Source organism: Pasteuria penetrans (assembly GCF_900538055.1).
In the GTDB taxonomy this organism is placed as follows: domain Bacteria; phylum Bacillota; class Bacilli; order Thermoactinomycetales; family Thermoactinomycetaceae; genus Pasteuria; species Pasteuria penetrans.
This window is the reverse complement of record NZ_UZAC03000001.1, coordinates 837,188-851,840: the sequence shown is the minus strand read 5'-3', so window position 1 is coordinate 851,840 and position 14,653 is coordinate 837,188. Positions and strand designations below refer to the sequence as shown.

At 47.3% G+C, this 14,653-nt stretch carries 12 protein-coding genes; all 12 read left to right on the top strand.

Going from position 1 to position 14,653, the window contains the following annotated elements; genetic code table 11:
• The first annotated feature begins 26 nt into the window (after window positions 1–26).
• The 12 genes from nusB to PPRES148_RS03315 all read left to right on the top strand — a co-directional run bounded on the left by nusB (window position 27) and on the right by PPRES148_RS03315 (window position 14,518).
• Window positions 27–509, top strand: coding sequence for a transcription antitermination factor NusB (gene nusB / locus PPRES148_RS03365; RefSeq protein ID WP_149453228.1), 483 nt, complete (start codon window positions 27–29; stop codon window positions 507–509).
• Window positions 506–1,372 (top strand): bifunctional methylenetetrahydrofolate dehydrogenase/methenyltetrahydrofolate cyclohydrolase FolD, encoded by an 867-nt coding sequence (gene folD, locus PPRES148_RS03360; protein ID WP_187820510.1) that lies wholly within the window; start codon window positions 506–508, stop codon window positions 1,370–1,372. The genes nusB and folD overlap by 4 nt, the downstream gene beginning before the upstream one ends.
• A gap of 6 nt (window positions 1,373–1,378) precedes the next feature.
• Window positions 1,379–2,806, top strand: coding sequence for an exodeoxyribonuclease VII large subunit (gene xseA / locus PPRES148_RS03355; protein ID WP_149453227.1), 1,428 nt, complete (start codon window positions 1,379–1,381; stop codon window positions 2,804–2,806).
• Window positions 2,790–3,074: an exodeoxyribonuclease VII small subunit gene (xseB, locus tag PPRES148_RS03350; protein WP_246142886.1), complete on the top strand. Its 285-nt coding sequence runs from the start codon at window positions 2,790–2,792 to the stop codon at window positions 3,072–3,074. Before xseA ends, xseB begins: the two co-directional genes overlap by 17 nt.
• Complete coding sequence (locus PPRES148_RS03345; protein WP_149453226.1) at window positions 3,075–3,899, top strand: polyprenyl synthetase family protein; 825 nt, start codon at window positions 3,075–3,077, stop codon at window positions 3,897–3,899.
• Between the two features lie 537 nt (window positions 3,900–4,436).
• Window positions 4,437–4,571, top strand: a complete 135-nt coding sequence (locus PPRES148_RS12795; RefSeq protein WP_281289899.1) for a hypothetical protein — start codon at window positions 4,437–4,439, stop codon at window positions 4,569–4,571.
• A gap of 965 nt (window positions 4,572–5,536) precedes the next feature.
• Window positions 5,537–6,049: a hypothetical protein gene (locus PPRES148_RS03340; RefSeq protein WP_149453225.1), complete on the top strand. Its 513-nt coding sequence runs from the start codon at window positions 5,537–5,539 to the stop codon at window positions 6,047–6,049.
• 1,388 nt (window positions 6,050–7,437) lie between these two features.
• Window positions 7,438–7,944 carry a hypothetical protein gene (locus tag PPRES148_RS03335; protein WP_149453224.1) on the top strand — a complete coding sequence of 169 codons (507 nt, stop codon included), beginning with the start codon at window positions 7,438–7,440 and terminating at the stop codon, window positions 7,942–7,944.
• Window positions 7,945–9,892: 1,948 nt separating this feature from the next.
• The gene (locus PPRES148_RS03330; protein WP_149453223.1) at window positions 9,893–10,876 is read left to right on the top strand and encodes a hypothetical protein; all 984 of its coding nucleotides are present in this window, start codon (window positions 9,893–9,895) and stop codon (window positions 10,874–10,876) included.
• Between the two features lie 544 nt (window positions 10,877–11,420).
• Window positions 11,421–11,621, top strand: coding sequence for a hypothetical protein (locus tag PPRES148_RS03325; RefSeq protein ID WP_149453222.1), 201 nt, complete (start codon window positions 11,421–11,423; stop codon window positions 11,619–11,621).
• 119 nt (window positions 11,622–11,740) lie between these two features.
• Window positions 11,741–13,690: a 1-deoxy-D-xylulose-5-phosphate synthase gene (dxs, locus tag PPRES148_RS03320; RefSeq protein ID WP_149453221.1), complete on the top strand. Its 1,950-nt coding sequence runs from the start codon at window positions 11,741–11,743 to the stop codon at window positions 13,688–13,690.
• Between the two features lie 30 nt (window positions 13,691–13,720).
• On the top strand, window positions 13,721–14,518 hold the full coding sequence (locus tag PPRES148_RS03315; protein ID WP_149453220.1) for a TlyA family RNA methyltransferase: 798 nt from the start codon (window positions 13,721–13,723) through the stop codon (window positions 14,516–14,518).
• The last annotated feature ends 135 nt before the right edge of the window (window positions 14,519–14,653 follow it).

Sequence of the window (14,653 nt, the reverse complement as noted above, 5' to 3'; positions counted from 1 at the left end):
GTTGATGTATTGTAGGGGGAATGGTAATGAATCGACGTCAGGCGAGGGAGCATTCATTGCAGGCATTGTACCAGGCTGAATTTGGTAGCAAGGCGGGCTGGGAAATACCCCTGGAGGAGGAGAATGATGAGGGGGGGGATTCCTCGCCCACAGAGGGTGAGTTTTTTTCCCAACGGTTGTTTGCAGGGGTGAAGGAACGCGAGGATTTTATTGATCAGCTCTTGAGACCCTTTTTGAAAAAAGGTTGGGCGTTGGAACGTCTATCTTTGGTAGATCGGTCCATTCTGCGGTTGGCCGTCTACGAACTGATTTATGAATCGAGTACACCCCCTCGAGTGGTGATCAACGAGGCTGTAGATTTAGCCAAGGATTTTGGGGACAATGATTCCCCTTCCTTTATCAATGGTGTACTCGGTAATTTTTTGGTTTCCTCGGAGGGGGAGACAGTGGGATTGTCTCCTACGATTCGAGCAAGGATAGCGGAACAACATTCTAACCATAGGGGATGAGTATTTTCGCAACTATATTGGATGGTCGGAAAGTGGTTGCCACCCTACGGCATGAAATGGTGGAGCAAGTAGCGATTTGGAAGCGTAGGGGTATTATACCTTGCCTAGCAGTAATTGAGGTAGGGGAGGATCCCGCCTCGCGTGTTTATATTGGTGCAAAAAAGCGTGCTTGTCAGCAAGTGGGTATTCGGTTTCAGCGACACGCTCTTCCGGATACTACAGGGCGTGTGCAATTGATGGAACTCATTCATCAGTGTAATGCGGATGCCGATATACACGGAATCATCGTTCAATTACCCCTCCCCCCCTCTCTTGACCCTGTTGAGATACAGGCAGAGATTATGGTGGAGAAGGACGTGGATGGTTTGACGCCTACCAACCTGGGTCGGTTGGCCATGGGTAGACCCAGGTTGGTTCCCTGCACACCGCGCGGGATCATAGAACTTCTACTTCGTACGGGATCCGAATTGGAGGGTAAACACGCGGTGGTGGTAGGTCGTAGTACCTTAGTGGGGCAACCCATGGCTTGGTTGCTAATGCAACAACATGCGACGGTTACCGTGTGCCATTCCCGTACAGTAGATTTGTCTTCCCACACAGGACAAGCTGATATCCTTGTGGTGGCAGCAGGGGTTCCTCATCTTATTACGGGTGCGCATGTCAAGCCGGGCGCGGTCGTGGTTGATGTGGGTATCCACCGCACCCCTACAGGCACATTGTGCGGTGATGTTGATTTTGCTGCGGTATCTTCCCTAGCGGCGGCGATTACACCTGTACCCGGGGGGGTGGGTCCCATGACAGTAGCTATGTTGTTGTCCAATACCCTATTGGCAGTGGACGCACAGTACCCTAGTGGTTGTTAGGAGGGGATGGAGACGGAAAAGAGTAAGGATATGAAGGAGAGGGTCCTGCAGAGGGGGGGCCAGGATTTCCCGGTTTTGTCGGTGACGGAGGCCGTGGCACAGCTTTCCTATTGTGTGGCTCGTGAGGAGCGTTTGCAGGGGATTTGGTTGGAGGGTGAGTTATCCAATTTGTCTCATTCCAGGGTAGCTGGGCATAAGTACTTTACACTCAAGGATTGTACGGCGCAGATTGCGGCTGTCTTTTTTATGCGTTACGCACGCTGGTTGAAATTCCCCCTTGCTGAGGGCGAGCGTGTGCAAGCTTACGGGCACATGGGTTTTTATGAGAAAGTGGGTCGGGTCCAATTCGTTGTTCATTCCATTCGAAAGTGTGGAATAGGGGATCTACATACGGCTTTGCAGCGTTTGCAAGCTCGTCTGGAGGCGGAGGGTCTTTTTACACGCCCCCGCCAGTCTCTGCCCACCTGTCCCCGTTGTGTGGGTGTGGTAACTTCGCCAACGGGTGCTGTAATTCAGGACATTCTTACAACCTTGGATAAGCGTTGGCCTATGGCTAGGGTTCTCCTGTTCCCCGTGAATGTACAAGGTGATCATGCATTGGAGAGCGTGGTACAGGGATTGGAGGTGATGGGTGGTCATCCTGAGGTAGAGGTACTGATTGTGGGCCGTGGCGGGGGTTCCGTGGAGGATCTGGTTGTATTCAATCAGGAGCAAGTGGTTCGTGCGATTGTAAAGTCCTCGCGGCCAGTGGTGGCCGCTATTGGTCATGCGACGGATACCACCTTGAGCGATGCGGTGGCGGATGCACACGCTGTTACACCGACAGCAGCGGCTGCATTGGTGGTTCCTGATCAACAGGTTTGCCTGCAACGGATTGGGGCCTGTGAGGATCGCTTGCGGAAGGCGGTCCGCTCCCGCCAGCGCGTTGCAGGACAGCGGTTGCAGACCCTACTGGCATCTTCTGTTTTTCTGCGGCCTGAACGGCGGTTTGTCGGCGTGAGGGGACGTTGGCAAGGGTTGTTGGTTCGTTGGCAAAATAGTTTTCCTACGCATCTGCGGAGGATGGAGTATCGTGTAGGGTCCGTTTGTTGGCGGATGACACGCCAGATGGTGCAGCGTCCACAGCCCCTTCTTTCCGAGGTTGCGAGGAGAGGATTGTGTTTGAGACAGCGGATGGTGCGTTGTTTGGATGGCCTGCAGCGGCGTTTACAACAAGCACAGGTTCGTTTGCTTGCATGCCACCCCCATCGCCCGCTGGAGCGGGGGTATGCTTGGGTGGAGCAGGTGGAGAAACCTGGGCAGATTCAGATGGATGCAGGAGGGTTGCAACCCGATGCGTTGATCCGTATCCGTTGGGCTAGAAGCAGTGTGGTGGCAAAAGTGAAGGAAATAGAGGCACAGGGGGGGGTCTTCGTTGATGGCAACCAAAAATGAGTCCGTGTCAACTGAAAATGAGTCGGCCCTGATAGAGGGGGAGGAAATGGGTATGTCGTTTGAAGAGGCGATAACCCGTTTGGAGTATCTAGCTAATGCCCTCGAGCAGGATACGTTACCGTTAGAAGAGGCCCTGTGTAGTTTTGAGGAGGGTGTGCGGCTAGTTCGTTTCTGTAATGAAAAATTAACGCGGGCCCAGCAACAGGTAGAGCAGCTCGTGGATCAAAATGGTCAATGGGTTAAGCGTCCCTTTGCGGGGGATGGTTAGATGGGGCTGGGGAAATTGCCTACGGCTTGGGGGCAGCTGATCGTCGATATTGAACAAGCCCTGAAGAATACGCTAGATGGCATGCAGGGAGAGGTGCCACGTTTTTTGCTTCAGGCGATGCGGTATGCCTTGCTTGGTGGAGGCAAGAGGCTTCGCCCCCTGCTGCTATTATTGTCTGCTAAGGCTTGTCATGGTCGTGTGGAGGATGCTATGCCGTGGGCCTGTGCTGTTGAGATGTTGCATGCGTATTCCCTTGTGCACGATGATCTACCTGCAATGGATAATGATTTGATGCGGAGGGGTTTGCCTACCACACATTGCGCGTTCGGTGAGGGGATGGCGATTCTGGTTGGTGATGCATTGTTGACAGAAGCGTGGGCTTTGTTAGTGAAGGGCACAGAGAAGGCAAATTGGCCGGCAGATCGTGGTTTATTGGCTGTGGGGGATATGGTTCGGTACGCGGGCGCGCAGGGCATGGTAGCGGGGCAAGTGAAGGAGTTGTGGTCCCCTCAATCTGATGAAGAATGGGATGAGGTTTATGCTCTTAAGACAGGTTCCCTGTTTGCACTGAGTGCCCGATTGGGTGCCCGTGCGGCGGATGCTCCCCCTCCTGTTGTCCATGCATTGACGCGTTTTGGGATTTCCTTTGGGTCCGCTTTTCAGGTTCATGATGATCTGATGGACGGTAATCATCCCTTTACGGAGGATGATTGTGATGATCGTATTTTCAATTTATGTACAGAGGCTTACGAGGTTCTAGAGACGGTGGGTGATAGGGTGGATGTGGAGTTCCTACGTGCTTTTCCCGCCCTGGTAGGTTCCTAGCAGTAATGTAGTTTGGAGGACATTTGTGATCCTATTGTTTTTTTTACTGTAATTTTCCCCCAGTTTGTTTCCTGGGGTTTCTTATTTCTGGAAATCGTAGGATCGTAGTAAGGGGTCTCTCTGGACTTTAATGGTTGAGGAATCAGAAGGACCTAGGATGGCCTATTTTTTATGATTCATACTAAAAAAATAGAGTAAGGAGAGTCATGCGCCAATCTAGATGTAGAAAAGATGGGGGTAGGTCTTTCCGGAACCGGGATGGATAGGTAGGTAGGTTCAAACTGCCTTAGCGCGGCCTATGGTAGGGGCATATGGGGGTCCGTGAGCGACTAGGGAAAAGGTGTGGCATGGACCCCCGTCAGGTAAGTGTTGAGGAGATGAGCGAACCGTCCGAAGACGCATCTAAAACCGTAGTCCATGTCAAAACCGAGGTGGGGTGCTAACGTCGGGATAAACCGTGGGGGATGACCTATCTTCTGCCTCGGTGGCATGCGGTGTATAGGCGGGATGAACCCGATTTAGGCTCTTAATCGGAACTTGAGAGATCGTCGTACGGCGTCTGTCTGTTGCCAGATGGAAAGACCGAAGGCTAATCGCGGTTTTGTGCACGAAGTAGGATCAGCTCATAGTAGTGTGGAATCTTCTATAATGGAAGTAGAGCAAAGGGGCTGACTCATTCTGGATGGAATGAACCTGATTTATGCCCTCATAGGGAACCACGGGAGATTGTCGCGCGGACACCTCTGGCCTTAGCCAGGTGTAAAGGGTTAAAGGTATACCAAGGCCTCCGTGAACAGAGTTGGGTTACTCATATGTAGCGAAGAAACCCTTGTAATGAGGGTGGAGCGAAGGGATTGAATGGTCCAGTCTGAACCAGCCGATGCACAATCTGGAATAAGGAGATGATCGTAAGTTGGATCAGGCAACATCGGATCGAAACTCGGATAGAACACAGCAGAGGAAGGTACGAAGAACAAGACGCCGGACTGGGGGTTCTAAATAGGCAAGATCCTATGGGACCATAAGAGCCACATAATGCGAGAGTATTACGTGTGATTTTATGAGAGGGTTGGCCGGGATGCCAGCCCTACTCGACGTGAGGGACTCGGCTGAAATGACGGGTCTACTCGACGGTACTTGTTCGTTCTGGCGTGGTCTGTTCTGACTCCCCTCCGACCTTCATAATGATGGAGAAATACATAACAATGTGATGGAGTGTGTATTTCATCGTATGCGAAATAAAATATCTATTTGTAAATTTCTGCTGATACCACGATTTCTAGTAGCCCTGGCCGTCATTTTATGGTTTGCTGTTGCTATCCCTCTCTCTGCGCGCAGGAGGACGGAGCTTTTGTTTGTTATGATCATCATAGCGTTGTATTTATCTATTTCAAATTTATTATCTATTTATTTTAAAAAAAGTGTAATCATGGTTAGAGCCTCTTATCCCCTCTGGAAAAAAAGATTGTTGTTCGGGGGAATTTCTTTAGGATTTTTCATTGTTTTGTCTTTTTTTATTACTCCATTATTTTTTTGCATTTAATATTAAAGAATTCAATATAAAGGAAGTTTATCCTACTGGACCTCTTTTGCTGTTTTTTGGATATACCACATCATTTTTACTTAGCGGTTGGTTGTTGCCTTTTTCACGTACTACTGAAGAAGTTCAAGAGGGTATTCAAGGATATACCCTCCTCCATAACCGCCTGATACAGTGCAATAATGAATGGAACTTCCTCGAGAGGGGGCCAAGACAGCGCCTTCTTATCTGGATTTGGATCGTTGTTCTTGTCCTTCTGATGATCAGTATCCTGTTCTGTCCCGATGGGAAATGGGCTTTGCTGTCGTTTTCCTTAACGTGTTGCACGGGAATGTTACTCATTCGTTGTGTGGGCAAGGACTTACCCCATTCTCATTTCTGGCATCCTCAACAGTGGTATATTAGTTTAGGGATCACGATCGTATCGACAGCTGTTATGCAGGGGGGACTTTGGCTGGTTCCTTATTTGGATGAATATTGGATGGTTGTAGTTTTGTTTTTGTTTTTTCTGTATTTACTTGATCTGAATGATCCCACGGTTCATCCGTGGGTTGTACGAAAATTTCTTAGTATTCTTCGTAATCATGGGGAAGAAAAAGACCATGTTTGAGAATGTGGCAGGTTCATCCCCCGTTTTTGGTCTGTTTGACGGCAGAAAAGCCAACTCGCATTTTGGGAAAACAATGGTATAGGCGTGGTGTGCAGGACCCCCCCCTCTCCTCAGAGGTTTGGCAGCACATTGCCCGGCAAATTTACATACTCTGCAGGTTCCCTCATGGAGGTGGGCCACCCGCCTACCCTTGTTGTCATTTTCCCCGGGTTGGTATGTGGATGGGTCAGGGATCTTGCCGCTAGGGCACCGATGGATCTTTCCATCCTTTCCCTTCTTGAACCCACTCACCCTTTTTCTACTGGGATTGGATCTTGGCCGCATATCGGACCTGGGGGTTCAGTCTCGGGAGTGGGGATAGGCAACTCACCCCCTATCAGGTAATAAGGGGTTGTTGATATGAAAACAGAACTAAATTTCCCGGGGTCCCCCCTTTTTCGGACGAAGTGAAAATCGTGAAAATAGAGAAATTGGGAACCACAAAATCAGATAAAATGAGTTATATCCTAGAGTCCATTGTCAACCGTCCATTCCCGGGAATCAGGTGTTCCTGTGAGGATTCGGGAAACCTGGGGCCCCACCTAACTCATCCTTACAATCCAGAATTAGGAAAAAACCACCTAAGGATATTTCAGGTCCGAAGTTTGGCCAAGAGCCGTATATACGAGGAAAGTACGGGGACCTGTTCGCCCACTGGCACGTATTAGAAGCAAAGATGGGGCAATAAAAGCCGCATAATGCGAGAGTATTACGTATGGTTCTGTGAGAGGGTTGGCTGAGATGCCAGCCCTACTCGACAAATACCCCCAGGGGAGCAATTCGCGGGCAAGGATAAGGAACCTAAAATCACCTCTTTGGGGGTGACACCAAATTTGGGATGCAATCCAGTATATCCCCTAGGTAATTAGGACCCCTGCTAAATTACGGGGTATTTTCGTCCTCGCCTTCTACACAGCACGGCATGAGAATGAACTAATCCCGGATCCTTTTGTGCGTAGGGGGCCGGTTCTTGTGGCTACGGCAGCTACGCACACACCAATCCTACATCTACCACGCGATGGGACGCATATACCCCAGGATAGGACCTAGTTCATGAATCGGTCCCGGGTTTGTTTCCCCTGTACAATGGGAGCCCGGGGGGTTTTGTACAACAATACTGCCTGCCTGATCCATGCAATAATTTCACACTCAAAAGACGCTGATTATCCACCCGCTATGAACAGCGGAGACCCAACTAGTGTAAGGATAATGTAAGGAAATTTAAATACACATTATATAGACATATACATATGAAAAAACTATAATTCAGTAAGTGGGAACGTTAACCCCCCGTCAAGGGATAGTGGGGTGGCTACCCCCCAAAAATAAGAGGGAGCGTGTTGATAGTCATGGTAAGAACAGTAAAAATAGGCATCCTATTCGCCTCCACCAGTTTATTGGTCCTAATGGGTGGAAACGGTGTCATGGCCAATTCGATAGAGGATCAGAAAAATATAACACTAACAGAGAAAGAAAAGGATGAAATATTGGAAGCAAAGAAAAGTTATAGCAAAAAATATGGTAAAGAGGGGCAAGAAAATATAACATTAACAGAAAAAGAAAAAGAAATTATGTTAGCATGGAAAAAAGTGGATGTCAGATATAAAGAACTACTTAGAAAAGCGATACAGAATCAAAACGAGATATCTGAAGAGGATTCAAAGAATTTTGTAGATGAATTAAATCAATATTTTAATAAAATTGCTGATAAATACGGACGTACAGATCAGGGGGATCAAGGAGATTTGACCCAAGAGCAGTTTCGTTCAAATCTAAAGAGGGATATAGAAGACATCCGTAAAAATCCATCGAAGCTTAAGGAATTACAAGAATCCATCGGCAAGGATGAAAAATAAAAATTTAAAATAGAATACGATAAAAACGAAGAAAAAATCGAGAAAGGAAATTACTAAACAAAAACAATAAATGAGGGGGGATTGTTCGCCCCCTCATTTACGTTCATAGGTACTACTACTCGAAACTTACCTTATTGACAAGGATATTGCATAATAATATTTATATACATAAAATATACATATACTTTATTGTCATAAGTATGAAACCATATAAAATAAGAGTATATTTAGAATAGTGTATGTTCCATATGTTGAGTTCCGCTGTCGAAAAAAACAGTCCACATAGGTATTGCATTGCCATACTGAGAGACCATCTGTCATCTTTTTATATATGTCGAGTAGGGCTGGCATTTCAGCCAACCCTCTCACAGAACCATACTTAATAGTCTCCCATTATACGGCTCTTATTGGGTGTTGGGTCAGAAGAAGGTCTCTTAGTGGGGCTCCCGAATCCGCGTGGGCCCCACTAGGGACCTTTTGACCCGACATCCTTATAGGGGGAAAGAACTGTGCCACCAAACTTGATTTTCTCCAATGTTTTGGGGTTCGAATTTGGAGGAACTATGAGAACCTTGCTATCGTATGTCGCAATAGCCACCTGGAAAACGATCAGGGGGTAAATTGCCGGAATGTTTCATAATATTAATATAGTACATAAAATAAAAATGCATTCAATAATTTTTTATAAATAATATAAAAAATCACATACTTTTGTTTCTATTTATTTTATAAATTAATAGAGACAGATGCTCTTCGGCGTGGGCTCGTGTACAATAAACTGAATAAACAAACTAATTATGGGGAAAAGTGGACCCCGCCTAATTCATCCTTGCAATCCAGAATTAGGAAAAAACCGCCCAAGGATATTCCGGGTCCGAAGTTTGGCCAAGATCCCTGGGATTTTTCTTATCCCACTTTGCGCACGGAAGCCCCAGTTATCCTTTTATCACTAATTTATTGTAAATTCAGAAAATAATGGGACTGGATAGGATGCTACCACTGCAGGATTTAGGGGTGTAATGGATATCGGGATGATCAGATACCCAGTCCGATGCTGGAAGGACGGTACATAGGTTACCCCGGAAATAAGCAGCGGGATTCCTGAGGAGAATACAGGGTCTCTGTTCCGTGGGGAAACTTGCCGTATGGCGGGGAGTTTCCCGGGGAAAAACTGTCGTGGCGCCTTAGACGGTTTTTCCCCGAAAAGTGCTAGCTAAAAATCAATGGTATGGGCATCGTCCATGCAATCATTCCCTTGTTCCGTGTTGATGGTAATGAAACGAGGTTTCGTCATGTCTGTAATGTTGTCAACATTACGGATTTTTTGTTGTTTTTGTACTTCCCATGAACAGAATGGATCTTATTCAACACCCAATGTTCGTCCTCTGCGCAGGGGGCCTGTTAAAAATTTGATAAAAGTTCATTATGAAATGAGATACATCCACTTTAGAAAATGTGTACACCCATTGGGATGCTGTCCCGAACCTCCCGCCATCAATGATTTCCCTTTCTATAATGTTGATTTTTACTTTATATTGGTGTATGGTTGTATTGGTATATTTTTGTACTCCGTTTTAGCATTACGGATAGGGATTCCTATGGTTTCCTTCCCCCTTTTGTTTATTCTTCTATATATACTATTCCATCAAAAAAATTTTAAGGAGGATAGTTTCGAATGAACAGAATAAAAAAATATTTAAAATATTTTATAATTTTCACAAGTATATATTCATTCTTTCCTTCAGCAATCCCTTATGTTGTAGCGGTCCGTCCTCTCAATCCTACGGATGATGGTAAAGGGGAGGACGGGGAACTATCCTCTGTTGGGAACACAGGAATGAATCGAACCGGAGAAAAATCAACGATAGAAAACGAACAGGAACGATACGAACCAACAGGGGCTATGGATACCCCTCATAGGGGAGCGGAAAGGGATGAGGCGGAGAAATTGCTAGAAAACGAGAAGCCCCAATACCTTCGGTTCTATGAAGATAATGGGTATGAAACCCTCCGTTATGTGTTAAAAGATGGAAATTATGCTGACGTTCGTTTCAAGCATGGTGAGCTAGACCTAACGAGTTCGTGGTACTATAACTCTAAATCCCAAAATTGGGAACAGCTCAGTGAAAAAATGAAGGCGAGAAAGGGTGGTGTGGATCCTAAGGAACTCGGGGGGGAACCAGAAACAAAACAGAGACCATATGAATCAACAGGGGGTAAGATTGCCGATTTCTTCGACAGAGAAGAAAAGGTTATAGCAGATGAATTGTTGAAAAATAAGGATCCTCTGTATATCAATTCATACCCTATATATAAAGTGGACGGGGGTAAAATCCTTTTTTATAGCCTATTAGGAGGTAAAGCATATGCCTACATTCATTTTAAGAATGGTAAGCTAAACCAAAAGGATTCGTATTACTCTTACTACAAAGGGGCCGATGAATTGTTGAAAAACAAGGATCCCCTATACATCCGGTCCTTCCCCCAACCTGAAGGTGAAGGAAGGAGAACCGTTTATAAGTTCAAGAATGGTAAGCTAGACATGGATGCGTATTCGGGCCGTATCCCCGACAAAGAGGTAGAAGCAGAAAGAGTTATAGCAGATGAATTTTTAAAAAACAAGGATCCCCGATATATCCTTTCTTTCTCTGGAGTAGACGGGGGTAAAATCCTCTATTATAGGTTATTGGGAGGTAAATTATATGCTAATATTCATTTCAAGAATGGTAAGCTAGATTCAGAGAATTCTCAGTACTTTAGCACCGATACCAACCCTAGTAAGAATGATAAATTTCCTGCAAGTAAACTTTCTGCAATTATAGAAATGATAAAGGAAATTCCAGAGGTAGTCAAAAACATTGCAAAAGATTATGTTTTTCCTTATTTATCTAGGTACATTGCGAAGTTATGGGATGAATGGATCGGAGGTTGATTAGGGTTAATTTATATCTCACTATATATTCAATTGAAATAATGATATAGAAAGATAGATCCAGAGATAGATCCGCGTACGACGCAGGGAGGACAAAAAAGGTCCCGGGAGGGGGCCCCCAATTGGGGATGCAATCATCAGTCAAGGTAAGATTGTACAAGGAAGAGTACGCAACAAAGATGGATGGATTCTTTTATAACTTTTACCATGGTTTCAATCGACGGGGTGTAATTATTGTAATTGTATACATAATAGTATGAATAAATTATTTATGTATGAAATATCATGGCTGATGTACTTTTCGATGGGATATTGACAAGAAGACAATTATTATTATGAAAATATAAATAATATATTTATTAAATTTTGTTCATGGTCGGGGGAGAGAACCAAATTCTGGGAACAGTGTTCTGGGTGGTAATGATCCGATCGTCCTCCCACAGTAGCACCCCGAAATAGGTTACCCTTTCTCTGGGATGGGGGATTTCTAAATTCCTCTTTACTTCGGATGATTTTTGTTTCCCTACTTGTTAGGATGGAGGATGTGGGGCTTCTTCCAAAGAATTGGTCTATAAATTGGTTGGCTTCCATTGATTGCTATTTTTCCCTTGAATACGTGGAAATCGAGGGAAATACGATTGTGTTGTTGCTCTATACATTGGGGGGGTGGGGTAAGGGGGATAGCTTGTTGTATTCGGTGTTTTGTTTGGGATTTCCTCTGAGTGGGGGATTCTTGGTTCATTAGAGCTTTTCCCTTAGTGTGTTCTATCCCCTTATGTTTTTTTGCTCTCCCCATAGGGGTGTCTGTTGAGGTGGAGTAGGAAATTCTGTCCAGTGGTTGGAAAAAAGAATGAGGTGTAGGTTGTGGAACTCCTTCCGAAGATTGAGGATCCGGATGATCTTAAGAAATTTTCTATTGATCAGCTTACGCAATTGGCGGGGGAAATTCGATCCTTTCTATTGACTAGTCTGGCGGCTACCGGGGGGCATTTGGCGTCGAATTTGGGGGTGGTGGAGCTCACCCTAGCATTGCATCATGTTTTTGACAGTCCTAAGGATCGGTTGCTTTTCGATGTGGGTCATCAGACGTACGTACACAAATTGTTGACAGGTAGGCGTAATCTTTTTCCCAGTTTACGGCAGCAAGGGGGATTATGTGGTTTCCCAAAGAGGTGTGAAAGTCCCCATGACGTTTGGGAAACTGGCCATGCGAGCACCTCCCTCTCTGCAGCCCTGGGAATGGCAACGGTTCGTGATTTGCGGGGAGAGAATCACCATGTTGTCCCCGTGATTGGGGATGGGGCTATGACAGGGGGGATGGCTCTAGAGGCCCTGAATCATATTGGTGAACGGGCGGCTGATTTGCTCGTTGTGCTCAATGACAATGCTATGTCCATTAGTCCCAACGTGGGGGCCCTACAGAAGCACCTGGCCCGTTTGCGTACACATCCCAGTTATCATCAGCTGAAAACGGGGGTGGGAAACGTCCTACATCATGTCCCCTTGATTGGCCACCCGATCATCAAGGGGTTAGAGAAATTGCGGGATGGCCTTAAGTATTCCCTCGTTTCGGGGGTGTTCTTTGAGGCCCTTGGATTTACCTATCTGGGACCTGTGGATGGTCATGTTCTATCTGAATTGTTAGGCATGCTCCATTTGGCAAAGAAAATATCCGGTCCGGTGTTGTTGCATGTCATTACCACTAAGGGCCAAGGGTATAAACCGGCCGAGGAGGATGCCGTTCGTTATCATGGTGTAGGTGCGTATAAGTTGGAAGCACGGATGGGTGAACAACGAGTGGAAGAGCCAAGGGACTCATCCGTACAACCACCCACCTATCCCGAGGTGTTTGGCCAAACCATCCTTCGCTTAGCGGAGCGAGATCCCCGTCTCGTGGCGATCACACCAGCAATGCTAACGGGGTCCTGTCTGGGGGCCATGCAACAGAAATATCCGGAACGAACTTTCGATGTGGCTATTGCTGAACAGCATGCGCTTACTTTTGCGGCGGGTTTGGCCATAGACGGGTTCCGTCCCGTGGTGGCTATTTATTCCACTTTTTTACAGCGTGCTTATGATCAAGTGATCCATGATATCTGTCGTCAGCAATTGCCCGTTCTCATTGCTGTGGATCGGGCTGGTTTGGTAGGGGAGGATGGCGAGACCCACCAGGGTGTTTACGATATTGGTTTTTTGCGTAACCAGCCGGGTTTGACCCTTATGATGCCAAAGGATGAAAACGAATTTCAACACATGCTCCACACGGCCCTTTCCCACTCGGGAGGTCCCGTGGTGGTACGTTACAGTAAGGCACGGGGTGTGGGTGTACCATTAGATTCGGAATGGGTCCAATTACCCTTGGGTAAGGCGGAAGTTGTTACGCCCGGTAGGGACGTGGCCTTTTTCGCATTAGGCACCATGATTTCCGTAGCCCAGGGGGCGGCACGGTTATTGGAGGAGCAGGGGATTACAGCTCGCGTGATCAATGCCCGCTTTGTCAAACCATTGGACGAGGATCTTTTGGTGTCGTTAGCGGAGGAAGGCATTCCTCTCATTACAGTGGAGGAGGGTGCTGTTATAGGGGGAATGGGGTCTGCTGTTTTGGAATGTTTTGCCCATCATGGTATCCTCGGGTTACCCATTCGTTTGATAGGGATTCCGGATCGTTATATAGAACATGGTAGCATACAAATGCAACGGGAGGCGGCTGGGCTTACCCCCGTGGCACTCGTGAAGGCAGCCCTCGCTTTGCTTCGTAGGTCTCCCGCGACCCCCGCGAAGTCCTCTCCCTCCCAGATTACGGGTGTAGGGTAGTTTCATCGTGGATGGGGGGGATCTGCGAGAATGCGACGTGTAAGGCTTGATCAGCTCCTGGTCCGTAAGGGTTCATTTGTGAGTCGTGCCCGGGCACGACGGGCTATTGTGGAGGGGGAGGTCTGGATAGAAGGTGTTTGTGCGGATAAGCCAGGGCGTAGGGTGCCAGAGGATATTCGGTGGTCGATTCTTCCCCGGGGGGCGAGGTATGTCAGTCGGGGTGGGGAGAAGCTTTTTGCTGCCCTGGCGCGCTGGTCACCTCTTCTCGCCGGGGAAGTGGCTCTGGATGTGGGGGCGTCCACCGGTGGTTTTACGGATTGTTTGTTGCAACAGGGGGTTTTCCTTGTTTATGCAGTGGACGTGGGACACGGACAGTTGGCGGAACGATTACGTCGTGATCCGCGCGTAGTGGTAAGGGAGCGCTGTCATATTGCAAGGATGACAAGGGGGGAGTTGGGGGGTCGGTTGCCTTCTGTGGTAACAATGGATGTATCCTTCATTGCTGCAGCGCCCTTGCTCTCTCATATTCGTACGTTGGTGGATGAGGGGGCACGGCTGTTGTTGTTGGTCAAGCCACAATTTGAGGCGGCGCATGCGGAGGTAGGTAAACAAGGGGTTGTACGGGATCCCTCTGTTCATCGGCGGGTATTGCAGAAGACCGTCCGGATGGCCCACGCGGCCTGTTGGGATCCGCTGGATTGTATGCTCTCCCCTTTGCGGGGGGCGAAGGGGAATGTGGAATTTTTTTGGTATATGAGAGCGGCTGCATCCCCACGATATCGTGATTGGGGGGAGGTAATCGACGCGGTGGTACGACAGGTGCCATAGAATCCAAGGGACTATTGGGGGAAAAGGACAACGTAATTGTCGAATTTGGACTTCTTTTTACTGATCCTGGTAAGGGGCAGGAGTAGGTTTTATGGATTGCGAAGTTCCCCATCGATGAGTTCCCGATAACGGGAG